At 71.7% G+C, this 25974-nt stretch carries 24 protein-coding genes and 1 pseudogene; 11 read left to right on the plus strand and 14 right to left on the minus strand.

Annotation, left to right across the window (positions count from 1 at the left end):
* Positions 1 to 13: 13 nt before the first annotated feature.
* From AC07A6_RS07670 to gpmI, 6 genes are all read right to left on the minus strand, one after another.
* Positions 14 to 5140 (minus strand): S9 family peptidase, encoded by a 5127-nt coding sequence (locus AC07A6_RS07670; RefSeq protein ID WP_478776429.1) that lies wholly within the window; start codon positions 5138 to 5140, stop codon positions 14 to 16.
* A gap of 17 nt (positions 5141 to 5157) precedes the next feature.
* A complete protein-coding gene (locus tag AC07A6_RS07675; protein ID WP_386273986.1) occupies positions 5158 to 6309 on the minus strand; it encodes a phosphonoacetaldehyde reductase in 1152 nt (383 codons plus the stop codon).
* The gene (gene aepY / locus AC07A6_RS07680) at positions 6299 to 7417 is read right to left on the minus strand and encodes a phosphonopyruvate decarboxylase (RefSeq protein ID WP_478776430.1); all 1119 of its coding nucleotides are present in this window, start codon (positions 7415 to 7417) and stop codon (positions 6299 to 6301) included. The genes AC07A6_RS07675 and aepY overlap by 11 nt, the downstream gene beginning before the upstream one ends.
* Positions 7414 to 8271 carry an isocitrate lyase/phosphoenolpyruvate mutase family protein gene (locus AC07A6_RS07685; protein WP_362463323.1) on the minus strand — a complete coding sequence of 286 codons (858 nt, stop codon included), beginning with the start codon at positions 8269 to 8271 and terminating at the stop codon, positions 7414 to 7416. The genes aepY and AC07A6_RS07685 overlap by 4 nt, the downstream gene beginning before the upstream one ends.
* Positions 8272 to 8399: 128 nt before the next feature.
* On the minus strand, positions 8400 to 9242 hold the full coding sequence (locus AC07A6_RS07690; protein ID WP_478776431.1) for a TauD/TfdA family dioxygenase: 843 nt from the start codon (positions 9240 to 9242) through the stop codon (positions 8400 to 8402).
* A gap of 10 nt (positions 9243 to 9252) precedes the next feature.
* The gene (gene gpmI / locus AC07A6_RS07695) at positions 9253 to 10722 is read right to left on the minus strand and encodes a 2,3-bisphosphoglycerate-independent phosphoglycerate mutase (RefSeq protein WP_478776432.1); all 1470 of its coding nucleotides are present in this window, start codon (positions 10720 to 10722) and stop codon (positions 9253 to 9255) included.
* 426 nt (positions 10723 to 11148) lie between these two features.
* Between gpmI and AC07A6_RS07700 the strand changes: the two genes are divergently transcribed.
* The 6 genes from AC07A6_RS07700 to AC07A6_RS07725 all read left to right on the plus strand — a co-directional run bounded on the left by AC07A6_RS07700 (position 11149) and on the right by AC07A6_RS07725 (position 18104).
* Positions 11149 to 12429, plus strand: a complete 1281-nt coding sequence (locus AC07A6_RS07700) for a hypothetical protein (RefSeq protein ID WP_478776433.1) — start codon at positions 11149 to 11151, stop codon at positions 12427 to 12429.
* Positions 12430 to 12544: 115 nt separating this feature from the next.
* On the plus strand, positions 12545 to 13771 hold the full coding sequence (locus AC07A6_RS07705) for an argininosuccinate synthase-related protein (protein WP_478776434.1): 1227 nt from the start codon (positions 12545 to 12547) through the stop codon (positions 13769 to 13771).
* Complete coding sequence (locus AC07A6_RS07710; protein WP_478776435.1) at positions 13765 to 14532, plus strand: hypothetical protein; 768 nt, start codon at positions 13765 to 13767, stop codon at positions 14530 to 14532. Before AC07A6_RS07705 ends, AC07A6_RS07710 begins: the two co-directional genes overlap by 7 nt.
* Positions 14532 to 15740 (plus strand): ATP-grasp domain-containing protein, encoded by a 1209-nt coding sequence (locus AC07A6_RS07715; RefSeq protein WP_478776436.1) that lies wholly within the window; start codon positions 14532 to 14534, stop codon positions 15738 to 15740. Before AC07A6_RS07710 ends, AC07A6_RS07715 begins: the two co-directional genes overlap by 1 nt.
* 62 nt (positions 15741 to 15802) lie before the next feature.
* On the plus strand, positions 15803 to 17068 hold the full coding sequence (locus AC07A6_RS07720; RefSeq protein ID WP_362463305.1) for a lysine N(6)-hydroxylase/L-ornithine N(5)-oxygenase family protein: 1266 nt from the start codon (positions 15803 to 15805) through the stop codon (positions 17066 to 17068).
* A 106-nt stretch (positions 17069 to 17174) separates the two neighbouring features.
* Positions 17175 to 18104: a fatty acid desaturase family protein gene (locus AC07A6_RS07725; RefSeq protein ID WP_478776437.1), complete on the plus strand. Its 930-nt coding sequence runs from the start codon at positions 17175 to 17177 to the stop codon at positions 18102 to 18104.
* Between the two features lie 108 nt (positions 18105 to 18212).
* Here the strand turns inward: AC07A6_RS07725 and AC07A6_RS07730 are convergent, their stop codons facing one another.
* Both AC07A6_RS07730 and AC07A6_RS07735 read right to left on the minus strand, forming a co-directional pair.
* The gene (locus tag AC07A6_RS07730) at positions 18213 to 18818 is read right to left on the minus strand and encodes a DinB family protein (RefSeq protein ID WP_478776438.1); all 606 of its coding nucleotides are present in this window, start codon (positions 18816 to 18818) and stop codon (positions 18213 to 18215) included.
* Positions 18808 to 19162, minus strand: a pseudogene (locus AC07A6_RS07735) (hypothetical protein); the annotation flags it as partial. The pseudogene AC07A6_RS07735 and the gene AC07A6_RS07730, both read right to left, overlap by 11 nt.
* Before the next feature lie 228 nt (positions 19163 to 19390).
* Between AC07A6_RS07735 and AC07A6_RS07740 the strand changes: the two are divergent.
* On the plus strand, positions 19391 to 20368 hold the full coding sequence (locus AC07A6_RS07740; RefSeq protein WP_478776439.1) for an ArsR/SmtB family transcription factor: 978 nt from the start codon (positions 19391 to 19393) through the stop codon (positions 20366 to 20368).
* Positions 20369 to 20482: 114 nt separating this feature from the next.
* Positions 20483 to 21226: a carbonic anhydrase gene (locus AC07A6_RS07745; protein ID WP_478776440.1), complete on the plus strand. Its 744-nt coding sequence runs from the start codon at positions 20483 to 20485 to the stop codon at positions 21224 to 21226.
* 66 nt (positions 21227 to 21292) lie between these two features.
* Here AC07A6_RS07745 and AC07A6_RS07750 read toward each other — a convergent pair whose 3' ends face one another.
* Positions 21293 to 21469 (minus strand): hypothetical protein, encoded by a 177-nt coding sequence (locus AC07A6_RS07750; RefSeq protein ID WP_362463287.1) that lies wholly within the window; start codon positions 21467 to 21469, stop codon positions 21293 to 21295.
* Positions 21470 to 21539: 70 nt separating this feature from the next.
* Between AC07A6_RS07750 and AC07A6_RS07755 the strand changes: the two genes are divergently transcribed.
* The 3 genes from AC07A6_RS07755 to AC07A6_RS07765 are packed head-to-tail and all read left to right on the plus strand — an operon-like array spanning position 21540 to position 22344.
* Positions 21540 to 21986, plus strand: coding sequence for an ATP-binding protein (locus AC07A6_RS07755; protein ID WP_478776441.1), 447 nt, complete (start codon positions 21540 to 21542; stop codon positions 21984 to 21986).
* Positions 21983 to 22189 (plus strand): hypothetical protein, encoded by a 207-nt coding sequence (locus AC07A6_RS07760; RefSeq protein WP_362463281.1) that lies wholly within the window; start codon positions 21983 to 21985, stop codon positions 22187 to 22189. Before AC07A6_RS07755 ends, AC07A6_RS07760 begins: the two co-directional genes overlap by 4 nt.
* Positions 22186 to 22344: a DUF6126 family protein gene (locus AC07A6_RS07765; RefSeq protein ID WP_362463279.1), complete on the plus strand. Its 159-nt coding sequence runs from the start codon at positions 22186 to 22188 to the stop codon at positions 22342 to 22344. Before AC07A6_RS07760 ends, AC07A6_RS07765 begins: the two co-directional genes overlap by 4 nt.
* Positions 22345 to 22505: 161 nt before the next feature.
* Here the strand turns inward: AC07A6_RS07765 and AC07A6_RS07770 are convergent, their stop codons facing one another.
* The 5 genes from AC07A6_RS07770 to AC07A6_RS07790 form a co-directional block, all read right to left on the minus strand.
* Positions 22506 to 22841 carry an ArsR/SmtB family transcription factor gene (locus AC07A6_RS07770; protein WP_045946683.1) on the minus strand — a complete coding sequence of 112 codons (336 nt, stop codon included), beginning with the start codon at positions 22839 to 22841 and terminating at the stop codon, positions 22506 to 22508.
* A 200-nt stretch (positions 22842 to 23041) separates the two neighbouring features.
* Positions 23042 to 23452: an STAS domain-containing protein gene (locus AC07A6_RS07775; protein WP_478776442.1), complete on the minus strand. Its 411-nt coding sequence runs from the start codon at positions 23450 to 23452 to the stop codon at positions 23042 to 23044.
* Between the two features lie 16 nt (positions 23453 to 23468).
* Positions 23469 to 23894, minus strand: coding sequence for an ATP-binding protein (locus AC07A6_RS07780; protein WP_478776443.1), 426 nt, complete (start codon positions 23892 to 23894; stop codon positions 23469 to 23471).
* The gene (locus tag AC07A6_RS07785; protein ID WP_478776444.1) at positions 23891 to 24313 is read right to left on the minus strand and encodes a pyridoxamine 5'-phosphate oxidase family protein; all 423 of its coding nucleotides are present in this window, start codon (positions 24311 to 24313) and stop codon (positions 23891 to 23893) included. The genes AC07A6_RS07780 and AC07A6_RS07785 overlap by 4 nt, the downstream gene beginning before the upstream one ends.
* Entirely contained in the window at positions 24310 to 25965 is a 1656-nt protein-coding gene (locus AC07A6_RS07790) for a SulP family inorganic anion transporter (protein ID WP_478776520.1), read from the minus strand. Before AC07A6_RS07790 ends, AC07A6_RS07785 begins: the two co-directional genes overlap by 4 nt.
* Positions 25966 to 25974: the final 9 nt, after the last annotated feature.

A 25974-nucleotide genomic window follows, 5' to 3' on the forward strand; every position in this document is an offset into this window, starting at 1 on the left:
CCGGCGGTCTGGGTCAAGGGGAAAGCCGTTCCATCCACTGCTCGGTCGCCCGGGCGACGCGCCGGATCCGGTCCTCGTCGTGCACGTCGGAGCTGAACTGCCAGCACAGCTCCATGCCTGCCGGGACGTACTGCGCGTAGAGCTTCACCGCGTAGGGCTGGGTGCGGTCCGTGGTCATCTCGGTGCCCACCGCCCCGGCGCGGGCCCGGAACGGTCCGCTCGGGCCGAGGTCGTTCATGCGGTGGCCGAGGAAGTTGAGGTAGACGTCCGGCTCGGGCAGGGCGCAGAGCCGGTGGCGGACGGCGGGGTCGTCGTGCAGGTGGCGCAGCGCGCCCCAGGTCTGCTCCATGTCGCGGATCTCGCCGATCTGCCGGCGCAGCGCTGCGGCGACGGTGGCGTCGGCGTCCGCTTCCGGGCCGGTCTGCCCGCTCCGACCGCTGTGCTCGGGCAGTGCCAGCACGTAGGGGGCGATGCTGTTGAGCCATCCGACGGTGTCGGGGAAGCCGGGTCCGCCGGTCGGGTCGGTGCGGCCGTGCCGGCACACGTCGACGGCCGCGGCGCGCGCGCCGGTCTCCGCGGTGACGGCCATCACCAGCGCGAGGACGAGCAGTTCCTCTTGCTCGGCCGGGCCGGCCTCGGCGGCCGGGGCCACCGTGGTGGCGAAGGACCTGATGTGGCGCAGGTGCATGCTGCCGGTGGCCCGGTCGGCGGGCAGCGGGCGCAGGGCGTCCCAGGGCAGCGCCTCCCAGCGGCGCAGGAAGTGCCGGTCCAGTGGGCCGTTGGCGAAGCGGCGCAGGGTGCCTGCGTGCGCGGCCCAGGACACAGCCGCCGGGAGCCCGGCGGTGCGGCCCGCGGCCACCTGGTCGTACAGCGTCCCGAGGTCGCGGGTGAGGATCTTGCGGGACATGCCGTCGGTGACCAGGTGGTGGAAGACCAGCAGCAGCCGGTGGCCGCGGCGGCCGGCGAAGACGGCGACCCGCCAGACGGGGCCCTCGCGCAGGCTGAGGGAGCGCTGCAGGCGGTCGGCCTCCGCCAGGAACGCCTCGTCCTCCTCCGCCTCGGTGCCCGGCGGCAGCTCGTGCCAGGACAGCGGTACCGGCGGCGCGGGGTCCGTGACGGCCTCGGGCGCCTCCACGGGCCCGGTCAGGCGCAGCCGCAGCGCCGGGTGGCGGTCGGCCAGCAGTCCCAGGGCGGTGCCCAGGGTCGCCCGGTCGACGGTGCCGTCCACGTCGAGGAGGACGGAGACGTTGTAGTGGTCGGACTCCCGGTATCCCCAGTCCAGAAAGCGGTGCTGGGCCGGTGACAAGGCCGGCGGCAGGTCGGCGGCGGGTGCCGGGCCGGCGGGCGCGGCGGCGCGTCGCTCCGCAGCGAGCGCCAGCAGTTCGCCGAGCGTAGCGGTGCCGTAGAGGTCGGCGGGGCGGATGGGGATGCCGGCCTGGCGGGCCCGGACGACGACCTCCATGGCGCTGAGGCTGTCACCGCCGATGTCGAAGAAGTTGTCGGTGTCCTCAACCGTCGCCGCGCCCAGGACGTCGCGCCAGATGCCGGCCAGTTCCGGGCTCTCGGCGGCCGCGGGGCCGCCGAGTTCACGCAGCGCCCGGCGGTCGGTCTTGCCGTTCGGGCTCAGCGGGATCTCGTCGAGGGCGACGAACCGGGAAGGCAGGGCGTAGGCGGGCAGCGACCGGGCGAGGTGCGCGCGCAGGCCGGCGGTGTCGGTGCCCTCGGCGAGGACGACGTAGGCGACCAGGCGCAGGGAGTGGTGGGCCCGCTCCGCCACCACGGCGGCGGCGCGGACCCCGTCGTGGCCGCGGAGCCGCTCCTCCACCTCGCCGAGCTCGACCCGATGGCCGCGGACCTTGACCTGGTCGTCGTTGCGGCCCTCGTAGGCGATCCGCCCGTCGGGCCGGCGCCTGGCCAGGTCGCCGGTGCGGTAGAGGCGGCCGCCGGGGCGGAACGGGTCGGCGATGAAACGCTGTTCGGTCAGGTCGGGCCGGCCGAGGTAGCCGGCGGCCAGGCCGTGGCCGCCGATGTGGATCTCACCGGTCTCGCCGTCGGCACAGCGCTCGCCGTCCCGCAGGATCTCCACGACCGTATTGCCCACGGGCCGGCCAAGGGTGATGTCACCTGCCGCGTCGGCGCCGACCCGCTCGCAGAGGGAGTAGACCGAGGTCTCGGTGGGCCCGTAGATGTTCCACAGTGCGCCCGCACCGGCCAGCGCGGCGGCCAGCGAGCCGGTCAGGGCCTCCCCGCCCGAGACGATCGACAACCGGCTCCCGGGCCGCCAGCCCGAGGCCGTCAGGGCCGCGAGCATGGAGGGCGTGCCCATGACGAAGGTGGCGCCGCCGGCGGTCAGCGCCGCGTCCAGCAGCTCCGGGTCCCGGGCCACGGCGCGGTCGACCAGATGTACGGCGCCGCCGGCGACCAGCGGCAGCAGGATCTCCAGCTGGGCGAAGTCGAAGGACACCGGGGCCAGGGCGAGCACCGCGTCGTCCGCGCCGAAGCCGAACTCGGCGAGGCTGTGCCGCAGGATGTTGGCGATGCCCCGGTGCGGCAGCACGGCGCCCTTGGGCGTACCGGTGGACCCCGAGGTGTAGATGACGAACGCGGCGTCGTCCGGAGTCACGGCGGCCGGGCGCCGGGCGGCGGGGGCTTCGGCGGCGGGGGCCGCACCGCTCCCCGACGGCTCCCCGTCCACGTACACCAGCCGCTGGTCCGTCCCGTGCGGGGGCACGTTCAGCCCGAGCCGGGTGAGCAGCGCCGCGGGCCGGGCGTCGTCGATCATGAACGACAGCCTGTCCGCCGGGTACTCCGGGTCGAGCGGCAGGTAGGAGCCGCCGCTCAGGAGGACGGCGAGCATGCCGGCCACCAGGTCCCGGGACCTGTCGAGGTGGATGCCGACCCGGTCGCCGGCCCGGACCCCGGCCGCCCGCAGCCGTTCGCCCAGTTCCTCGGCGCGGGCCAGCAGTTCGGCGTACGTGCAGGGGCCGTCGGCGTCCCGCACCGCGACGCGTCCGGGAGCACGCAGCGCCTGGGACCGCACCAGCTCGTGTACCAACTCCGGTGCCGACAAGCCGGGTTCCGGCTCGGCCGGCCCGGGCGCACCGCCCGCGGCGACCCCGAACGCCTGCTTGTACATGGTCAGTTCCGCCTCGATGCATTCGATGATGGTGGTACCGCGCTTGAACCCGTGCCGCTCGCCCTCGAACACCACGTGCCGGTGGGGCGCCGCCCCTGGCCGTACGCCCGCCAGGAAGCGCTCGGCCTGCGACGGCGGGCAGATCGGGTCCGCGCTGCCCTGGAGGAGCAGGAAGGGCGCCTCGACCCGGTCGGCGGAGTGCGCCGGGGAGCGGACCAGGTACCGCTCCCGGGCCTGCGGCCACGGGCCGATGAGCGTGTCGAGGTAGAAGGCCTCGAAGCCGCCGTTCTGGGACTCCCGCCAGGACACCGGGTCCAGGACGGGGTAGTACAGGGCGGCGCAGCAGTACGTGTCCGTGGCGGTCAGGGAGACCGCCGCGGTCCAACCGCCCGCACTCGCGCCGCGGATGGCCAGCCGCGCCGGGTCGGCGCTGCCCTCGGCGGCGAGCCCGCGGGCGACCGCCGCGCAGTCCGCCACGTCGGTGACGCCCCACGCGTGCCGCAGCCGTTCGCGGTACTGCCGGCCGTATCCGGTGGAGCCGCCGTAGTTGACCCCGACGACACCGATGCCGCGGCTGGTGAAGTAGGCGACCTGGAGGTCGTAGGCCATGGGGAAGCGGCTGGTGGGACCGCTGTGGGCGAACACGACGTACGGGGGGAGCTCGCCGGCCGGCCCTTCGACGTCGGGGTGGCGCGGCGGGAAGACCACGGCGTGGACCTCGCGGCCGTCCGGTCCCTCGAACGACCTGGCCTCGGGCCGGGGCAGAAGCTCCGGGTCGGCCGTGGCCCGGGGCACCGACAGGGTGGCGTAGGTGCCGGCGCGGGTGTCGAAGCACACGGTCGTGAAGTCGGCCACCGCGCTGGCGCCGATGGCGACCAGCCGGCGGCCGTCGCTGGCCAGCAGCGGCTCCCACTCCGTGAACGGACAGGGCAGTGCGCACAGTTCGCCGGTGGCCGGGTCGAGGATCGAGAGGGTCAACGCGTGCGTACCGTGCAGGACGGCCAGCCGCCCGCCCTCCAGCGATGCGCACCAGGTCAGGCCCAGCTTGGTCAGCGCCCCGCCGAACTCCTCTTGGCGCGGGCACACGTTGACGGGCTCGCCGCCGTCGAGCGGCACGCGGTGGACGTTCCACCAGCCCGGCCGGTCCGTCAGGGCGTACAGCGCGCCGTCGTCCGTCCAGACCACCTGCGCCACCGACTCCGGCGTATCCAGGGTGCGGGCCGTGTCTGCCGTATCCGCTGCCATGTCCGCTCGGCCTGCTCTGCCTGCGCTGTCCGTGGGGCGCGGCGCGACCCCGTCGAGCACAGCGAGCGTGCCGTCGGGGCCGACGGCCGCCACCTGGACCCGGCTGGCGTCCCACGGCATGTCCGGGTGGTCCCAGCCGATCCAGGCGACGTGCCGGCCGTCGGGGGACACCTGGGGGCCGGTCAGGAAATCGTGCCCGCCGGCCAGCGGGCGGATCGCGGCGGCGTCCTCGGCGGCGGAGCCGTCCAGCGGCACCGCCACCAGGTCGCGCCGCGGCACCCCGTCGGGCCCAGTGGTCTCGCGTACGCACCACACCTCCCCCGCCGAACGCGCGGCGACGGTGCGCGGCGCCAGGACCGGGTCGGCGAAGCACTGGCCGAGGGCGGCTCCTGAGACGGGCGTGAGGGGCTGCGGAACCGCGCCGGCGGCTTCGGGTTCGAACCGGTAGAGGCGCTGGTCCTCGGCCCGGACGAAGACGACCAGGGGGCCGTCCGCCGTCTGCTTCCCGGCCCAGGCCCGGCCGCCGTACTCCATCACCCTGCTGCGCACGTTCCAGGGGGCGGGCAGGACGCTGCGCGCCTCGGCCGCGTCGGCGGTGCGCCGCATGAGTGTCGTACGGCCGCCCTCGTGGGGCAGCCGCTCCGACCACCAGATCTCATCGCCGACGAAGCCCGGCCAGTTGGGGTGGCTGTCCGTGGCGCTGACGTCCTCGGCCGAAATCGGGGAGTTCCACGTCCCGTAGGGAGCTGCCTTCTTCACGCCCGTCTCCTCCTGAATCAGTGGATCTCGCGCAGAGCCCGCAGCACCAGCGCGCCGTCGAGGCGCACGGGGTTGTTGCCGGCCCGGGCCGTCGACCCCAGGCCCGCCTCGACCTGCTCCGGGAGGTCCTCGGCGGACACCCCGTAGTCGGACAGCCGCGGGGACCACCCCAGGTCCGACAGCAGCCGGCCGAGCCGCTCCGGCACCCCTCGCGGCTCGATGCCCCAGGCGGCGGCCACGGCCTCCAGCTGGGCGTGGACGTGGGCCGCCCCGCGCTCGTCGTCGCAGTGGGTCCCGGCTCGCTCGAGGTTGTAGCCGTACAGCCACTGGAGGTTGAGCAGGCAGGCGACCCCGTGCGGGACGCCGTACCGGCGGGTGAGCCGGTACGCGAAGGCGTGCGCGGCCGTGGTGCGGGTGATGTTGATCGCCCGGCCCGCGGCCAGTGAGCAGCGGGCGAGCTCCTCGCGCACCGGTGCCGACGTGTCCTTCAGCCCGTCGCCGAGCGGCCCGGCCAGGCCGCGCAGCGCGTCGAGCGCGTGGGCCCGGGAGCCCGGATCCGACCGTCGGGCCCACAGCGACTCGACGGCGTGGCAGAGGGCGTCCATCGCACAGCTGGTCAGGACGTCCGCCGGGCAGCTGGCGGTGAGCTCCGGATCGATCACGGACCGCGTGGCGGCGGCCAGGGGGTGGTCGAAGGAGTACTTGCGCTCGCCGTCGAAGACGGTGGCGAACCGCGTGACCTCGCTGCCCGTACCGCTGGTGGTGGGCACCAGCAGGAGCCCGCCCACGTCGGTGGCGACGGGGCCCTCGCCGCCCGTGAGGCAGGCGAGGGCCGCGTCGCGCCCGGCGGGCAGCCCGCGCACCAGTTTGGCCACGTCCATGGCGCTGCCGCCGCCCAGACCCACGACGAGGTCGGGCCGCCAGCTGTCGCGCAGGGCGCAGCCGGCGAGTACGTCCGCCAGGTCGGGGTTCGGCCGGAAGTCCGCGAAGAGCCGGTGGCTGGGGGCGTCCAGCCAGTGCTCGAACCCGGTCCGCACCAGTCCGCTCTCGGTGGCCACGACCAGCACCCGGCGGGCGCCGGACTGCTCGATCAGCGCGTCCAGTTCGCGGACCGCACCGGCCCCGAAGGTCACCGGAACGGTGTCGTCCCCGCGCGTGTCAGGCGTCAAGGGGGGGCTCCTGGACACCCAGCCGGCCCGCGAAACCGTCCCGGATGTCCCGGGTGGTCATCGCCGCCGTCGCGCGGGAGAAGGACGTGCCGGTGCTGGCCACGTGGACGTGCAGCAGGTGCGGGCCGGTCTCGCGGAGCGCGGTGGCCAGGCCGTCCACGACCTCGTCGAGGGTGCGGCAGGTCCGCGCCGTGGCGTAGCCCGAGCCGAGGGCGACCGCCGCGAAGTCGGTGGCGTGGGACGTGGTGGCCTGGCCGCCGGTCGACTCGTACGTGCCGTTGTCGAACACGAGGTGGACGAGGTTGGCGGGGGCCGAGGCACCCACGGACGACATGGTGCCCATGTGCATGATGGCGGCGCCGTCGCCGTCGAGGACGACCACGGGCTTGTCGGGGGTGCGCAGGGCCACCCCGAGGCCGAACGCGGCCGCGTGGCCCATCGACCCCTGCATGTAGAAGTGCTCCTTGGAGCCGGTGGCACCGAAGAGCTCCCGGGAGGTGTAGCCCGTCGTCGAGATGACGGCGGCCTCGGCGACCACGGGTTCGATCGCCCTGAGCACCTCCAGGCGGCTGAGGCCGCCGCCCGGGTCCGCGACCGGGGTCTCGTGCTTGGCGATGGCGCCCTTCTCGGTCAGCACGAACACGGTCCGGCCCTCGGCCATCTCCGCCACGGCGCGGTCGAGCGCCGCGCCAAACGCCTGCGCGTCCGCTGCGGCCGGCACGGTCACGTGCGCGATGCCCACGGCGTCCAGGATCTGGTGCGTGGCGGTTCCCATCACGGCGTGCTGCGGTTCGTCCTTGGTGGGGTCCGGCCAGCCGCGCAGGCTCATGAACACCAGGACGGGGATCTCGTAGGTCTGCGCCAGCGAGGTCAGCGGGTTGATGAGGTTGCCGAGCCCGGAGTTCTGGGCGATGACCGCCGAGCGGTGCCCGGCGACCGTGGCGCCGGCGGCGGCGGCCAGCGCGGCGCCCTCGTTGGACGCGGCGAGGTACAGCCCGTCGCGTGTCAGCTGGTCGATGGGGCCGCTGAAGAACGAGCACGGCACACCGGCCACGAAGTCGAAGCCGCGGTCCTTGAGGGCCGCGCAGAATTCGTCGTTGGAGATCATTTCTCGAGCGCCAGCCAATCGCCGAGGTTCTGCAGGGCGAAGACGTCCGAGACGGGCGCGATCTCGTCCTCGACGCCCAGGGAGCTGCCCTCGGCGACGATGGCCGTGAACGTGTCCCGCAGGGCCTGGACCGTGGCCCGCAGGCCCTGGTTGGCGTAGATCACCATGGAAACGCCGTGCTTCTCGGCCTCGGCCGCGCTCCACTGCGGGTAGGTGGTCGGCACGATGACGACGGGCCGGCGGCCGTCCCAGGCGTCGAGGAACTCGACGATCTCGCCCTCGTCGCGCTTCTTGGAGTGGATCAGGATGGCGTCCGCGCCGGCGTCCGCGTAGGCGTTGCACCGGGTCAGGGCCTCGTCGACGCCCATCTGGTTGATGAGTGCCTCGCAGCGAGCGATGAGGAAGAAGTCCTCGGTGCGCTGGGCGGACTTGGCAGTCTCGATCTTGCTGACGAAGTCCGGGATCGGCAGCAAGGTCTGCGCCGCGGAGGCGAAGCTGTTGACCTTGGGGTAGAGCTTGTCCTCCATGGCCACCGCGGTGATGCCGGCGGCCTCGTACTCGTGGACCATGTGCGCCACGTTGAGGTTGTTGCCGTAGCCGGTGTCCACGTCGGCGACGACGGGGATGTCGACCGCCTTCTGCATGTTGGCCGCGGCGGCGAGGTATTCGGTCATGGTCAGGACGCTGGCGTCAGGCAGGCAGCGGGAGGCGGAGACCTCCAGGCTCGACGCCCATACCGCCTGGAAGCCGGCCTGCTGGGCGAGCGTGGAGCCGAGGGCATCGTGGGCACCGGCGGCGCGGACGAGTTCGCCGCGGGCCATCAGTTCGCGGAACGACGTACGATGAGCGGGCAACGCTACTCCTTCTGGGCATGCCGGGGACACCGAAGGGCGCCGTGCGGTCCCGGCGGGCAGGTGGAAGTACCGCGCGGCGCGCACAGCGCGGCCGGGCGGGAAAAGCTCGTGCGGGGTGATCCGGTGGGTCAGGAGTCCTGGGCGGCGATCCAGGTGCGCAGCATCAGCCGCTGGTGACCGCCGTCGAGGTCGCGGAACTCCACCCTGCCGTGCAGGGTCCACCGGTTGTCGATGAAGATCATCTCGCCCTCCTGGAGACGGCCCTGGGACCGCAGCTCGGGCGAGTCGAGCAGGGCGTCCAGCGTGTCGAGCGCGTGGACCTGCTCGGGCGTCAGCGGCTGGATTCCGGGCTGACGGTGGCCGATGTCGATGTACTCCCGCAGGTAGTGCACGCGGTCGCTGCCGTTGCGGGAGTCCAGGACCGGCCGGAGGACCGTCCGCGGGGCGCCGGGAGTGTCGTCCCGGGTGTCGAAGTGGACGGGGGTGCGCAGGGTTTCGAGGACGTCGGGCCGCGACGCGAGTCGCTCGACGATGTCGGCCAGCCGGACGAGTACGAGGTCGCCGCCGACGGCGGCCTGGCGGACGCAGCTGAGGGCGAAGTAGTCGGGTACCTGACCGGGGCGGTGGGGGGAGTCGGTGTGCAGGTTCCCGCCGGTCCGGGAGTCGGAGTAGCGGCCGGTCGATCCCTCGCCCAACTCCACGCCACGGTAGCGGACTTCGCGCAGCAGGGTGCCGGCGCCGTCTTGCGGCAGCAGCTCGCCCAGGGCCGCGGAGGCGGCGAGGGCGAAGGCGCGGTGGCCTTCGAGGTCGAGATGCCCCAGTCCGGTGAGCACGAAGTAGCCGGGGTCACCGTTCAGACAGCGTTCGGCGTACGGCCGCAGTTCGGCGGCGAGTACGTCGTGGGGGGCGTCCCGGGTCAGTTCCGGCGGGACGGGAAAGCTGACCGCGTCGAACACGTTGTGCCTTGCCATGAAACGTCCTTCAAAGAACTCGACCGGACATCGCCTTCGGAGAGTCGATGCCCAGGAGGTGGAGGCAGGTCGGTGCGATGTCGCGGAGGTCGCCGGACCGGGCCGGTTCGCGGCCGGCCCCCAGCACCCACAGGGGTACACGGTTGGCCGTGTGCCGCGTGTGGGGCGTGGCGCCGTCCTCCTCGCGCATGCACTCCGCGTTGCCATGATCGGCGGTGATCACCATGAACACGCCGTGCTCGCGCGCGGCGGCCGCGAGGTCGGCCACGCACCCGTCGACGGTCTCGGCGGCCCGGCGTACGGCGTCGTAGTTGCCGGTGTGTCCGACGGTGTCGACATTGGCGAGGTTGGCGACCATCAACTGGGCTTCGCCCGTGGTGATTTCGGCCAGCAGCTCTTCGGTGATCCTACGGGCCGACATCTCCGGAGCCCGGTCGAACGAGGGAACGTCGGTCCGGCTCTGCACAAGGACGTGCCGCTCACCCGGTTCAAGGACCTGGGTGTAGCCGTTGAGGAGATACGTGACGTGCCCGAACTTCTCCCGTTCGGCCACGTGCAGCTGCTTCAGGCCAGCAGCGGCAACCGCCTGCGCCAGCGTACCCTCCAGCCGGCCCGGATCGAACACCACCTGTGCCGCGATGTCGTCACTGTACTTCGTCATGGTGGTGAGGGAGTGACCGGATCCTGCCAGCACGACGGCGAGTTGACGCAGGCCGTCAGGGCGGAAGTTGGTCATGACGATCTCGTCGCCGGGCGCGATCCTGGGCGCGTCGAGCACGACGGGCAGCAGGTTCTCGTCGGTCGCTCCGCCGTCGTACTGCTCCCGCACGGCGGCACGCCAGTCCGGCACGGGTGCGGGACCGTCCCCGGTCAGTGCGGCGACGACCGCCGCGGTTCTCTCGGTGCGCCCAGAGCGGTCCATGGCGAAGGACCGCCCGACGACCGTGGCCAGCCGGGCGCCGCGTTTCACCAGACCTGACACATCGTCAATCACACTGTGAGCGGGAACATCCCGCCCGTCGCTGACGGCATGGACGTAGGTGCGGTCCGACCAGCCGAACTCCTCGGCCAGGTCCAGCACGGCCGCGATGTGGTCGACGTGGCCGTGTGCGCCGCCGGTCGAGGCGATGCCGATGACGTGCACCGCGGATCTCGACCCGATCGCCCTCTCGAAGACCGAGGCCAGCTCCGGTCTGCTGCGGAATCCGTCGCCCGCGATGGTCCGGTCGATCACGACGGCCGCCTGCGGGATCGTTCTCCCCGCGCCGATCGTGAGGTGCCCCACCTCGGAGTTGCCCACCTGGCCGGCCGGCAGGCCGACCACTTCCCCCGACGCCTCGAGCAGGGTCGGAGGGGATTGCTCGGCCAGTGCCGAGATAAAAGGAATGTGAGCTTCCAACAGCGGGTTATGGGAGCCCTCTGGGGCCCATCCAAAACCGTCCAGCACCAGCAAAAGAACGCGCGGATTCGCGCCGTCCATGCACTGCCCCCGTATGTCGATCTGAAACGTTGGTGCGGTTCCAGCAAGATCGCCAATCAAGCTTGCGTGATTGATCGCTGGGCGTCAAGAAGGTTAATTCCACGTTCACCCGAGGGGTAAATGTCCGTTTCCACCCCGAAATTACCCTATTTCCCGACGGGGGCGGTGAAATCGAAAGGAAGCGGGGAGCGGTTGACGGCCAAACCAGACACTGCTTAAATCTGCCACTGATCATCTTGGTGGCCGTGCGGCTGGACTTCCGATCCCCGGCCGATTCTCCCTTGTCGCCACAGTGCGCCCCTTCGGGCCCGCCTCCGTTGCGAAATCCCGGTGCCGTCAATTCCCTTCAGGGCGCGTCACCCCGAGCGGTCGCCCGCGATTGACGCGCACCTCCCTCATGCCCCGCGTACTGCTCTAGGAGCTTCCTTGACCGCGCAGTTGAACCACAGTGACGGACCTCACGGCGCGCCCGTCGCCAGGCACCTCGTCTTCGTCGACGCCGCGCACCAGTACTCGATGGCGGCCACGCCGGGCGCGCCGGTCCTCGTGGCCGAGCTCGCCCCCGAGGAGGGCGGCGGAACTGCCGCGATGGAGTTCCTCCGCAGGGAGGACACGGCCGCCAGAACGGTCACCGTGCTGACCGGGGCGGGCGCGGAGCTGACCCTCGCACCGCCGGCCGAGCCGCTCGCCTCCTGGGCGGCGACCGCGTTCACGGCGGAGTTCGAGGAGTATCTGCGGGCGACCGGAATACCGGAGGCAAAGGATCCGGAAATTTCCGAGGCCGGCCTTTCGGCGCTGGGCGCTCTCCTTGTTCTGCGTACGCACACCGGGCCCGAGGAGTCGTACACGGAAGTCCTCGTGTGCGCCCGCGTCCGCAGCATCGGCACGCTCTTCACAAGAGTGACACAATTCGCGCACGCGGCGAGTACAGGTATCGCCGAACTCACCCACCGCGCACTCGCCGCCGCCGATTCCCTGCAGGATTACGTGCGCATCGAGAACACCGCGTACCTCAACCCCGAATCAGGTATCGAGATCGAGCAGAAGCTGAACCTGCTCGACGAGGTGTCCATCTGGGACCTGAGCAAGCGGGTATGGGGCGCGGTCGACCGCGGCGAGTTCCCCGGATTCATCACTGATCCCGGCTACGAACTCACCCGCTGGCATTTCGTCCAGCACAACTTCGAGGTGCTGGCACCGGCCGGTGAAATCGGTCACATCGCGTTCCAGGCGAACCCGGACGGCCGTTACCAGCTCAAGATCAAGAAGTTCGCCGCGGACGCGCTGCGCCGCGAGGAGTCCTTCGTGAAGGGCGTGGTGGTCGAGGACGGCGACTTCGAGGGGTACCTGGCGCGCGCGTACCCGGGCCTGACGGTGCGCCAGCTGCCGGGCTTCCGCCGTACCCGGTTCGACGTCAACGTCCAGTCCCTCGCCACCGGTCACTGCTTCGGCATCGAGACGGACGAGGTCACCGTCCCGGACCACGCCGGCCGCAAGCTCAAGCAGGTCGAGATGGAGTACCTGGAGACCCGCCGCCACGCCGGCATGGACGCGACGACCATCGACGCCGACATGGACCGGCTCACCTCCCTCGTCGAGCGGTACCTCGCCGACCAGGGCATCACCACCGAGCGCACCTTCTACTCCAAGCTCTCCTTCCTGCGCGACTGCCTGGAGGGTTCTGCCGCGGAAGCCGCCGGGGCCTGACCCACCCCGCGCCATCCCGGCCCTCCCGGTCCCGACGCGCCGCCGCGGTCCGGACGGCGGCCGGCGACACCCCTCATCGCTACTCAACACCAGCAGAACCATAAGGACGTGCAGTGTGAAGACAAGTCGAAGGAGAGTCCGCTCCTTTCGCGACATCACTCACCACACCATCGACGTGCGACGCCCCGTCGTCACCCTGTTCAGCGGCGGCCTGGACAGCACCTACCTCCTGCACAGGCTGGTCCAGGCCGGAGCCACCGAGGTGCACGCCGTGAGCGTGGGCCTGGGCAGCGACGAGGAGCCCGCCCAGATCCAGCAGATCGCCGATTCCCTCGGGGTGCGCCTGCACGCGATCGACGCGCGGACGCGCTTCGTCGACGAGTTCGTCCGGCCCGCCATCGCCGCGCACGCCATCTACCTGGACACGCACCCGATCAGCTCCTCGCTGAGCCGCCCACTGATCGCCGAGACCGCGGTCGGCGTGGCCCGGGAGCTGGGCGCCCCCCTCATCCTGCACACTGCCAACCGCTCGCAGAACACCCTGCGGCGCATCAACGGCGCGCTCGAACTCCTCGGCTTCGAGGGTGAGTTCGGCAGCCCGTACGACCTGGAACCGGTGAGCCGGGAGCAGAAGATAAAGGAGCTCCAGTCCATCGGGCTGGACCAGATGGCCGAACGCACCGCCAGCGGCGACTCCAACCTGTGGTGCCGTGAGTTCGAGTCCGGCGTGCTCGACGACCCCGAGGACCACGACGTCCCGGAGGAGTACTACCGCTGGACCGCGCGGCGCGACGCCCCCGTGCCGGCGGAGTACGTCGAGGTCGGCTTCCGTGCCGGCGTACCGGTGTCCGTGAACGGCCGCGAACTGCCCCTCATCGACATCATCGAGCAGCTGAACCGGACCGTGGGCGCCCACGGCCTCGGCCGCTACACCGGCCTGGAGCACCTGCCGGGCGGCGTGAAGGTCCTCGAGGTGCGCGAGATGCCTGCCGCCAGGCTGCTGCTCGCCTCCCGCCGCCACCTGGAAACCGCGGTGCTCGACTCCGAGACCCTCCGCGAGAAGCTCCACATCGAGCAGATTTGGGTGCGCGAGGCCCTGGAGGGCCGCTGGTTCGGCGAACTGCGGGCGGCCGGCGAGGCGTTCATCGGCCGGCTCAGCTCCGCCCTCACCGGCACGGTCACCTGGCGGCTCGCGGACGGGCGGCTCGCCACGAGCTCCATCGTCGCGGCGGACCCCCGGTACGTCCGCAGCAGGGAGGACTGGGAGGAAGTCTCCGTCAGGCAGGAGCTGTCGCACTGCGGCGGCAGCCCGGACGACCGGATCGGAATCGCGCAATGGTAGACGTCCAGCACACCACCAGCCCGACGGTGCCGGGCCCGGACCTCTCCGGCTTGCGCCTGGTGGTCATCGACGCCGACGTGCCCACCGCGCGTACCGCGCACACGCTCGGCTGCCACACCGTGTTCGTCCAGCAGCCGGGCTCCCCCGTACCGGACCTGGTCGACGACCAGTCCGGCTACTACTCGGTCGACTTCACCGGCGAGCTGTTCCCCGGCTTCGTCACGGACGTACTGGCCCCGCTGGCCCCCACCGCGGTCGTCTCGCTCAGCGCGGCGGGGCTGGGGGCGGCCGCCCTGGCGGGCGCGCTCCTCGGCACCCCGGGCCTCCGGCCCGAGGTGCTCGCCGGGCTGGCCGGCGTGTCCCCCGCCGCCACCGGGCCGGCCGGCCGCGAGGTGATCCTGCACGCCTTCTCCACGGACGGCGACCACCGGCTGCTGGCCGTAACCCCGCTGCCCACCGCGTCCGCGGCGCAGGCCGGGCCGCCGCTGACCCCGCACGAGCAGGCCGCCGCCGCGGCGGCGCTCGGCTCCCACCTCGACGGCGCCGGCCTGCTGAACGGGCCCTCCCGCACCCGCGCCCGGGTGTCCGGCGACGCGGTCCACGTGATCGCCACCCGCCCGCATCCCGGCAGCCCCGATGAGGCGGCGCTGGTGCGCCGCGCGACCGGGATCGACCTGACCCGCTGGGCCCTCGGCTGGCCCCTCGGCCTCCGGGAGGCCCACTGCACGGTGTCCGACCGGACCCTGGAGACGAGCGCCTGATGACTCCCACCGCACTGTTCATCAACAAGCACCCGTACGCGCACTTCAACCGGGGCGGCACCTACATCCTGCCGACCGACGAGGTCGACATCCACCTGGTGACGCGCAACCAGTTCCACGGCGGCGTCTCGGGTCTCGCCGACCATCCGCTCGCCCACGTGTCGCTGTGCGACGCGGAGGAGGAGGACCGCTGGCGGGCGATCTGCGAATGGACGCTGCGCAACCACCGCATCGACCGCGTCATCGCCGTGCACGAGCGGGCCGTCCTGCTGGCCGCCGAGCTGCGGACCAAGTTCTCCCTGCCGGGCATGGACCACGCCACCGCCGCCCGCTTCCGCGACAAGGTGGTCATGAAGGAGGCGGTCCGCGCCTGCGGGGCGGCGAAGGTGCCCGGGTTCTCCGCCCTCGACAGCACCGCGGACCTGGAGAACGTCGACTGGAGCACCGGGCGGAAGGTCATCAAGAGCCGCCTGGGGCTGGCCGCCAAGGACCTCTACATGGTCGACACGCTGGAGGAGGCCCGTACGCTGGTGGCCGGCCTGGACCTGTCCGGGTCCCACTACGAGATCGAGGACTTCGTCACCGGCCAGATCTACCACTGCGACTCGGTCGTCAAGGACGGCGAGATCCTCTTCACCAGCGTCGGGAAGTACCTCGCGGACCCGGCCGGCTACTCGCCCGGCGGCATTTTCGGCACCGTACTCGTCCGCGAGGGCGAGCTGCAGCAGCGCATCAACGAGCTCAACACGGCCGTCCTCGGGGGCCTGGGCCTCCAGGACGGCACCACCCACCTGGAGCTGTTCCACACCCCCGCCGACGAACTCGTCTTCTGCGAGGTCGCGGGCCGGCCGCCGGGCGGCATCATCCCGCCGGTGATCCAGTGGCAGTACGGGTTCAACATCGTCGAGACCCAGATCAGGCTGGACGCCGGTCTCGACATCTCCCTGGGCCCCGCCCCGGCCTCCGAGACCGGCGGGACCTGCGGATTCATCGCCTTCTACCCGGGCGGCAGCGACGAACTCGGCATCGACCCCGCCGAGTTCGCGGACCTGGGCATCGTGGAGCACATCGGCCACCGGGGGGCGGGGAACGGACGCGGCGGCGTCCGCCATTCCACCGACTTCCTCGACGCCTATGTGGTCAAGGCCCCCGACGACGCGGAGCTCCTGCGTCGCATCGCCCGCGTCGAGGAGACCTACCGCCGCTGAGGCGGTACGGGACTCCCCCAGCGCAGTGCCAGCACGATCCCTCTCTGGACGAAAGACGAGCCATGACCAACTTTGATTTCCTCGGCATCGGCGTGGGCCCGGCGAACCTGAGCCTCGCCGCGCTGGCCGCCCCCGTGACCGAGCTGACCGCCGAGTTCCTCGAGGCGAAGCCGGAGTTCCGGTGGCACCCCGGGCTCATGCTCCCCGACTCCCAGCTCACCGTGACCTTCTTCCGGGACCTGGTCACGCTGGTCGACCCGACGAGCCGGTTCTCGTTCCTGAACTTCCTCGTGCAGGACGGGCGGGCGTTCCGGTTCCTGGAGGCCAACGGCCTCGGCTGCTCGCGCCGCGAGTTCGAGCAGTACTTCCAGTGGGCCGCGGCGCAGCTGCCGTCCGTCCGCTTCGGCACCCCCGTGGAGTCGGTGGCCCTGTCCGGTGAGGGTTTCGAGGTCACCTCGTCGGGCGGTGACGTCCGTACGACCCGTACCCTCGTCCTGGGTTCGGGATCCGAACCCCACCTGCCGGACTTCGCCAAGCCGTTCGCGAGCGACTCGGTCCTGCACAGCAGCCGGCTGACCGCGGTCCGCCCCGAGTGGAAGGGCCGCCGGGTCCTGGTCGTGGGCGCGGGCCAGAGCGGCGCCGAGGTCGTCAGCCACCTGCTCTCCGACGAGAACGCGCTGCCGTCCTCCCTCACCTGGACGTCGAGCCGGATCGGCTTCCAGCCCCTGGACGACTCCCCGTTCACCAACGAGTGGTTCGCGGCGCCCTTCGTCGACTACTTCAACGGCCTCTCCGACCGGCGCCGTGCCGAGATCCTGCGCGAGCAGAAGGACGCGGGCGGCGACGGGATCACCGACGAGCTCGTCACGTCGGTCTACCGCCGCCTGTACCACCTCGACATGGTGCTGGACTCGCAGATGCGGCACCGCCTCCTGCCGTCGCGCCGGGCGGTCGGCCTGGAGCGGGACGGCTCCCACTACGTCGCGGAGCTGCTCGACGTCAACCACGACTCGGTGGAGAGGCTCCCGGTCGACCTGGTGATCTTCTGCACCGGGTACCGGCGGGGCATCCCGGAGTACCTCAAGCCGCTGCACGACCGACTGCGGCTCGTCGACGGGGACTTCGCCATCCGCCCGGACTACACCATCGACTTCGACGGCCCCGAGGACCTGAAGATCTACGTCCAGGGCCTCGCGGAGCGCACGCACGGAATCGCCGACAGCCTGCTCAGCCTGGCGTCGTGGCGCAGCGCCCGCATCCTGAACTCGATTGCCGGCCGCGAGATTCACCGCGTCGACAACACCACGACCACGGTGGCCTGGCGGTAATTCCCGGCTCCGGTGTCCCGCCCGGGCAGTGCGCCGATCCGGCCGCCTGCCCGGCCCGGGGAGCCACCCATGCGACGAGCCGGACGACCAATCCAACGAGGGGATCATGACCATCAGCAACGCGGCAGTCAAGCCTTTGTTCGAGCGAACAAGGGTCTCGCAGACCGATGAGACGGTCTTCGTCCTGAAACTGGTGGTCGCGGGGGCCATCGGTGTCTTCGGCGGCTTCCTTGCCCTGACCTGCGGGTGGCTCGGCACATCCGTCGGCGTGTTCCTGCTCGCGGCGATCTACACGCACATGGTCGAGCTCCAGCACCAGTGCCTGCACCATTCGTCGTTCCGGCGCAGCGGCTTGCACCGGCCGGTCGGCATCGCGCTGGGGCTGCCCCTGCTGACCGCCTACAGCCACTACCGCGTCCAGCACCTCCAGCACCACAAGTACCTGGGCACGCCGGACGATTCGGAGTTCTTCGGCTTCGACACGCGCAAGCCGCTGACGTGGGGCGCCCTGCTGCGCAGCACGCTGAGCCCGGAGCGCCTGTTCCAGGTCGCCGTCGACGTCGTCAAGAGCTGCGCGGGCACGTGGACCTACACCCGCGGCAAGATCGGCGACCGCCCGAGGAAGCAGATCATCGCGGAGTACCGCCTGTTCGCCCTGGCCATCGCGGCCGCCGTGGCCCTCGGCTTCGCCGGCTACGGCCGTGCGGTACTCGTCCTGTGGGCGATACCCCTCCTCATATCGATCCCGATCCACTTCCTGCTGGAACTGCCGGAGCACGTGCTGTGCGACACCAGCAGCACGGACGTTCTGCAGAACACCCGCACGATCAGCGGCAGTTGGTTCAGCCAGTGGTACACCAACGGCAACAACTTCCACGTTGAGCACCACGCCGCCATGGTCGTACCCATCAACCGCCTCGCCGAACGCCACCCCTTGGCCCGCGAACTGGCCACCCACACCGAGCAGAGCTACGTGGCCTTCTACCTGAAGGTGGCTCGCGAAGCCCACCGCAACACCCGCCACCGCACGGCCTGACAGCCGCCCCCGCCCCACCCTTCGGACCCGGTACGCCCTCCCCCGTCCTCCGTGACGGGGGCCGGCGCCACCGGGTCCGAAGGCATGCCCCGAGCCGCCGCCTCCACATCAAGTCGCCCGAGCGATTGTCTGAGCCTTGACTGGTACGGCCGACCTGGCGGCCATCTCGATCTTCGCACAGTGGGCGGCACGGGCTTCCTCGTCGATCTGCTTCTCGTGTTCGGCGCGCAGCCCGGTCCGGCCGTCGAGGCCCTCGCGGAGGATGTCGGCGTGGCCGGCGTGGCGGAGGGTCTCGCCGAGGACGTGGACCGTGAGGGCGAACAGGTTCGTGTTGGGGTATGGCTCCGACCACCACGGCACGTGGCCAGGGGCGTCCAGGGGAAGCGCCCGGATCGTCGCGTCCGAGTGTTCCCACGTGCGCCGGTAGAACCCGATGATCTGGTCGCGGGTCTCGTCCTCGGCCGCCCACTGGTCGCTTCCGTCGTAGTCCTGCCACCGGGACAGCGGTTCCGGGGAAGGGCGGTCGAAGACCTCGCCGAAGTACCTGGCCTCGACGGTGGCCAGGTGCTTGACCAGGCCGAGCAGGTTGGTCCCGGTCGCCGTCAGAGGCCGGCGGGCGTCGTATTCGGACAAGCCGTCGAGTTTCCAGAGCAGGGTCTCGCGGTCCCGCCGCAGTCTCCCGTGCAAGTTGTCCTTCGCGAATTCATCGATCATGCGGCATGAGCCTTCCATGGGTTGTTCGTGGTCTCGTCTCTGTCACAAGGAGACGTGGGGGTGGGCGCGAGGTGCTTGACGACTCGCGGCCGACCCGACTGGGCCGGTGCCACGTGAGAATCCGGCCGGCGGTGAGCGCCGCCGGGCAGGGCGATCGCGCCGCCCGTTCCGATGCCTGCGGCTACCGAGCCGAAGCGGGCCGGCCCGACGCCCGGCAGCGTCATGCTGCCGGAGCCGAGCAGGCCGAAGGCCTGACCCTGGCCGTCCTGCGGCAGGGCGTCCAGCAACGTCCGTTGCGGGCCGAGACCGTAGGAGAATCCGAAGCCGCAGAACAGCAGCAGAGGCGCTTGCCGCGAGCGTCCGGTGCGGGCCGAGTGCCGCGACGGTGCGGGTCGAGAAGAGCAGCCGGAACCGCGGCTCGGCCCGCACCTCCCGGTAGGTGGCACGGCGGTTGCCCTGCGCGGATTCGGCGGTCGGGTTCATGGCGCCCAGCCTCGCCGTGCGCCCCCGTCACTCACCATTGATTCGTGGTTGGACGAATCGGAGCAGATACCCCGCAGTAGCATGGCCGGGTGCTGCGCTTCGAAGTCTCCGTCGACGACCTGCTGCGCAGCCGCTTCGCGCTGTCGCCCGCGCTGGACCTCTGCCTGCTGCTGCGCTCACTCTCCGGCCACACCCCGCCGCTGCCGCGAGCCTGGGCCACCCGGCTCATGCCGGCCTTTGAACGGCTTCGCCGCGAGACCGAACTGAACGCCGCCCTCGCCCTGCAGACCCGGCAGGGCGGACCGAACTTCGTAGCCCCGCCTCCGCGCGGCCTCAACCAGACGTGGGCGGACGACCTGGCCGCGATCCGGGCCACACCGCTGGAAGCGGCCCGCCGCGAATTCGCCGCAACCGCAACCGGCCCGTCCGCCCGTGATCCCCGCGTACGCGCGGTGCTGGACTCGCCGGACGCCGTCTCCAGGATCGCCGAGGCGATGGACCGGGCGTGGCACGAGCTGCTCGCCGCGGACTGGCCGCAACTGCGCGCGATCTGTGAGCGTGACGTCGTGCACCGGGTGGGTGTGCTCGGCGAACACGGATGGGCCACGACCATCGAGAGCCTGCACCCGGGCATCGCCTGGCGCGGCGGCGGCATCGAGATCGGTTTCTTCCGAGGGGGAACGGTTCCCCTCGTCGGCGACGGGCTCCTGCTGATCCCTTCGGTGTTCGTCGGGCATGTCGCCGCCCACCTGGAAGACCCCTGGCCCAGGACCCTGGTCTATCGTGCCCGCGGCACCGCCGCCCTGTGGGGCGAACAGGAGAGCGCCCCCCAACCGGACGCGCTGACCGCCCTGGTCGGCCGGGCCCGAGCCCGGCTGTTGTCGGCACTGGACGCCCCGGCCAGTACCAGCCACCTCGCCCGGAGCCTCGCCATGGCACCCGGCGCGGTAGGAGACCACCTCGCCATCCTGCGAGGCGCGGGGCTGCTCGTCCGCGCCCGGTCCGGACGGTCGGTGCTCTACCGGCGCACCCCGCTCGGTGAGGCACTGGTCGCCGGCTCGGGCTGAGGGCGCAGTCCACGAAGAGGGTCGGCCGATCCTGGGGTGGAGTGGGCCAAATCTTGCTCAAGGCCGGGCCTGCGCCCGCCGCCCGGGCACGGGAGGCGTCTAGCTTGTCCGGACATGAGTGTCGATCGTGGGTGTGGGTCAGAGGTGTCCGTCGCGCGTCGCCGACTGGTGCGTGCCGGGTTGAGCGGGGCCGCGACGTTAGGGGCGGGGCTGATGTGCGGGGCGTCGGCTGCCTCGGGGGTGCGAGCCGGGGCGGCAGCCGTCGGCGGGTCGCAGCCGTGCGCGCCGGGGCCTGCGTGGCGTGAGCTGGTGGCCGGGAACCGGCGGTGGCGAACGTTTCACGAGAGCCATCCGGACCGTGCCGGCAATGTCCGCCGGGCGCTGGTGGGCGGGCAGCACCCGTTCGCGGTGATCCTGGGGTGCGTGGACTCGCGGGTGCCACCGGAGTTGGTCTTCGACCAGGGGCTGGGTGATCTGCTCACCGTGCGGTCGGCGGGCGAGGTCCTGGACGAAGCGGTCCTGGGCAGCATCGCGTACGGGGTGCTGGAACTGGACGTCCCGCTGATCGTCGTCCTGGGCCATCAGGGGTGCGGAGCGGTCGCCGCTGCCGTGCACGCCGAGGCCGGCGGCGCACTCCCGGCGCACATCCGCTACCTGGCGGACCGGATCCGGCCGGCGATCGATCACGGGCTTGAGGGCGAGGCCCGGATCGACGCGGCGGTCACCGAGAACGTGCGCCGGGTCCGGGCGCGCCTTACCGCCGAGCCGGACCTCGCCGCCCGGATCGCCGACGGCTGCCTGGCCATTGTCGGCGCACGCTACGAGCTGACCAGCCAGCTGGTGCACAAGGTGCCCTGATCAGCCGTGGCCGGTGAACTTCCGGGCGGACCCGCACCAGCTAGACTTGCAGAGTTATGCAATTTACTAGTTCTGGATATGACGGACGGGGGTTGCGGTGTGGCCGGGTTCGAGGAAGCGGCGCTGGAACGGGTCCTTGTGGCGCGGGCTCGCCTCCAGGCTGCGCAGGAGGCTGGCGATGCCTTCGATGAGGCGCAGGCCACGGAGGAGCTGGAGGACGCGCTGCGCGTGGCCCGTGATCACGGCGTGGCCACCGGTGCGGAGGACACCCGATGAGCCCCGGGGTGCCCTCGGTGGGTCTGGGGCGTCGGTGATGGCCAGGCGCCCCGGCGGGCAGACGGCTGTCGAGGTACGCAAGCACGTGTGGACGGTGCCGCTGGTGCCGGGTTCCGTGCGGGCCGCGCGCGAGCGCACCGAACGCTCTCTGGTCCTCTTCGGGCTGGAGAGCTCCTCGGCGCTCTTCGGGGCCGTGCTCTTGGTGGTCAGCGAACTCGTGACCAACGCCGTCCGGCACGCTCAGCGCTCCCCGGACGCAGAGGTCACCCTCCACATGACCGAGCACCTGCTTGTGGCCTCCGTCGGGGACCTGGACTCGCGCCCGATAACGCTGGCCGACGCCGGCCGGGCCGCCGGGCAGGGGCTGCGCACGGTGGCCGACCTGGCGCGCACGTTCGGCGGCGACGTCCGTATCGAGCCCTTCTCCGGTGGGTGCGGCAAGACGGTTGTCGTCCGCTTCATCCTTCCGGAAGGCACGCCGTGACCAGCAGCAGCAGCGGAGAGGCCGCCCGGCTGTACGAGATCACCTGCCTCGGTACCGGCCCGGAGCCGGAGGTTCACACGGTGGAGATCGGCGAGGTGGCGGCCGTCATCGCGTACGCCGGCCAGCACGGCATGCAGGTCCTCGTCCGTCCGTGCCGCCGGCCGGCCGCGGGCCCGGGCACCAGGAAGGAAGGCGCGTCATGAGGAACGACCTGCCCGAGGACGACACGGCGGCGGGGCACGAGAAGTGGAAGGAGAAGGGCGTTGCGATGCGGGCCTTCTTCTACATCTTCGGCACGCACGTGTTCGCCGGGTTCGTCTGGTTGCTGTTCTACCTGGGGCAGCACGCCCAGAAGTGAGGCCGGGACCGGGGGGGATCCGGGCGCGCCTGGGGTGCGGGTTCGGCGTGGGAGAGAGCGGCCGTCTCCCGGTGTCAGAAGCGCGTTGAACCCGCACTAACGGAAGACGGCCGCCGCATGTGGGGTGCGGCCCCTGCGGGGCCGGCACCGTGGGGCGCCGTTCAGGTGTGGCGGCCGGCCTTGAGGTCGGCCAGGAGTTCGGCCTGGCCTTCCAGGACTCCGGAGAGGATGCCGCGGGCGACCCTCAGGAGCTCGGCGATCTGGGGATGGGTCAGGCTGTAGTGGACGTTCGATCCTTCGCGGCGGGTGACCACCAGGTTGGCCTTGCGCAGGACGGCGAGCTGCTGGGAAAGACTCGCGGCCTCCACCCCGACCTCGGGCAGCATCTCGGCGACCGCGTGCTCGCGTTCGGACAGGAGCTCCAGGACGCGGATGCGCACCGGGTGCCCCAGCGTTTTGAAGAACTCTGCCTTCAGCTGGTACAGCGGCGTGCTCACCTGTGTACTTCTCCCCTGACTGCCCATCTCATCCACCCGGAACCGTTCCTCCGTAGGGCATCCGTTCTGCCCTCTTCACACCTTGCGACCTCCACAATTGCAGATCCCTGCAACTCACGGGTCCTGGCGGGGTGCCTTCGTGACCTTCGACTCCCCGGAGCGGGGCCTTCGCCGGTCAGGCCTTCTTGGTGGTGCTGGTCTCAGATGAGGGCGTGCGCCTCGGGCGACTGCCCGGTGGGCCATTCGTCGGTGGTCCACTGCTTGACCGTCCCGCGAGCTCCGTGGGCGGCCAGAGCGGCGGCGAGGTCGCAGTGGACGGGCACGGGCGGGCAGGTCGCATCGGGGACGAGCGAGCCGTCGGCGGGGATCGCGGCGAGCTCGAGCCGGCGTCCGCTCTCGCAGAGACGGCGGGCGGCCTGGGCGACCGCGATCTGCCCGCCGGCCGACCAGCCCAGCAGACCGGTCAGGTCCAGGATGACCGGGCCGGTGCCACGGGCGAGCGCCCAGCCGATCGCTCCGGTGAACCGGTCGGTGGCCTCCGCGCCGAGATACCCGGCCAAGGACAACACGCCCAGGTCCTGACGGGTGGTGTAGCGCCATTCAATCGTCATCGTCAGCTCCTCGACTTCACAAGGGAAGGGTGATCCAGATGGCCTTGCCGCGCCCGTCCGCATCCGCCCGGACGACGGCGGTGCCGCCGAGCTCCATCGTCATCTCCACCACCATGGCCAGGCCGCTGCCCGGCGCGGTGCCGAGCGCACCGAACAGAGCGGGCTGGTAGGGGTGACGGTCGTGGACGGCGAACGCAAAGGCGCCGGGTCCGTGGGCGTAGGTCACGGTGATCACCGGTGAGGTCACCGCGGCGTGCCGGACGGCGTTGGTGACCAACTCGGCCACGATCAGCAGCGCCGGTCCCACGCTCGGGTGGCGAAGGCCCACCCCGCATTCCACGAGGACCAGCTCGGTGGTCTCCCGGGCGATACGCACGGCGGAGCCCATGGCCGGCACGTCCAGCACGTGCCGGTAAGGCATCGCCTCGACCTGGACACTCACCGGCCCGCCCCCGAGACCGTACGGGCGAGACGGAACCCGGAGACGGACTGCGGGTGCAGGCGCAGCAGGGTGTCGTGCGGGCCGTGACTCCAGCCGGGCAGGGTACGCCGGTAGTGGGCGGCCTCGTCCGGGTCGGCTATGACGTCAGCCGGCCCGTGGGCGCTGGCCGTCCAGCCGGTCCCCACCGGGGTGCGGATCTCATCGACCTGGTAGGTCAGCAGTGCCCGGCCGAGGATGGTGGCAGCTTGTACCGGGGCTCGGACGACGAGGCGCCCGTACTCCATCACGTGTACGGCGGGCCGTACGACGGCCACCTCCCGCTGGACGTAGATGAGGCGGCCCTGGGAGGAGCCTTCCAGGAGCCACAGGGCCTCGGTGCCGGAGACCTCGATCATGCGGAGGTCGGCGGGGACGGTCATGGTGCGGCCTTCCGGATGCGGTGCGGTCGGTGATGCGTACGGGGCAGCAGGCCCGCCTGCTCCAGGTGCTTTCGGGCCCCGGCGATCGCCTCCGGGGTGGTGGCGTACTCGCGGCCCTCCAGGCGCAGCAGTTCCAGGGCGCCGACGGCGTCCAGGGCCTGGCGCTGGCCGGGCCGGATACCGGAGGTCATCACGGCGATGCCGCGCCGGTTCAGCTTCTCGACGGCGTCTTTCAGGACGAGGGCTCCGGTGGCGTCCAGCGTCGTCACCCGCGCCATGCGCAGGATGACCACCTTCACGTCGGCGACCTCGGAGAGTTCGAGGAGGAAGCGGTGGGCTCCTGCGAAGAACAGCGGACCGTCGATGCGGTAGGCCACGATGTGCTCCGCCAGCAGCGCGTGCTCCTCGTCGCCGTGCTCGCCGGGCAGGTCCGGCCGGAAGTCGACCTGCTCCATGCGCGCCTGGCCCGCCACCGCCTTCAGCGCGAGCGCTCCGGCGACGACGAGGCCGATGATCACCGCGTACACGAGGTCGAGGATCAAAGTGGCGGCAGCGGTGAGGACGAGGACGGCCGCGTCGGAGCGGGTCGCCCTGGCCATCGCGCGCAGCGAGCCGGCCTCCACCATGCGGATCGCCGTCGCCAGCAGCACCCCCGCGAGTGCGGCAAGGGGAATCTTCGAGACCAGGGGTGCTGCGGCGAACACGATCACCGCGAGTACCGCGGCGTGGGTGAGGGCGGCCAGCCGGGAGGAGGCGCCGGTTCGGACGTTGACGGCCGTGCGGGCGATCGCGGCGGTGGCCGGTACGCCGCCGAACAGCGGGGCCGCGAGGTTGGCGACGCCCTGCCCGAACAGCTCCTTGTCCGGGTCGTGCTGCTGCCCCACCGTCATCCCGTCCGCCACGGTCGCCGACAGCAGCGACTCCAGCGCGGCGAGCGCCGCGACGGCGACTGCCGGCGCCAGCAGCGAGCCGAACGCGGCAGCATCCAGGAAGGCGAGGGAAGGAGCGGGGAGCCCGGCGGGCAGGTCGCCGATCGGGGCCGCCGCGTCCATGTGGAAGAGCTGCGCGAGTGCGGTGGCGGCGATCACCGCGACGATCGAGAACGGGATGGCCGGCTTCCACCGGGCCCCGGCCAGCATCACCGCCGCGACGCCCGCCGAGAGGCCGATCGCCGTCCAGTTCGGGAAGGCGACGAACTCCGCCACCGCCCGCCACGCCACGAGCAGTACCTTCTCGCCCTCCGGCTTGGCGACCCCGAGCGCGTTGGGTATCTGCTGGAGGCCGATCACGCACGCGATCCCCAGTGTGAAGCCCTCCACCACCGGTGCCGGCACGTACCGCATGTACTGCCCGGCCCGCAGCAGGGCGAGACCGATCAGGAGCACACCGGCCATCAGGCCGACGGTGAGGACGCCGCCGGGCCCGTACCGGGCGACGATCGGCACCAGGACCACGGTCATCGCACCGGTCGGGCCGGACACCTGGAGGTTCGAGCCGCCGAACAGCGCGGCGAGCGCGCCCGCGACCACGGCGGTGGCCAGCCCCGCCTCCGCGCCCAGGCCGGAGGAGACGCCGAACCCGAGGGCCAGCGGGAGAGCGACGATCGCCACCGTGAGGCCGGCCAGGAGGTCCCGGGCGGGGTCGCGGGCCATGACGGCGTA

The organism is Streptomyces sp. NPDC044002, assembly GCF_056434525.1.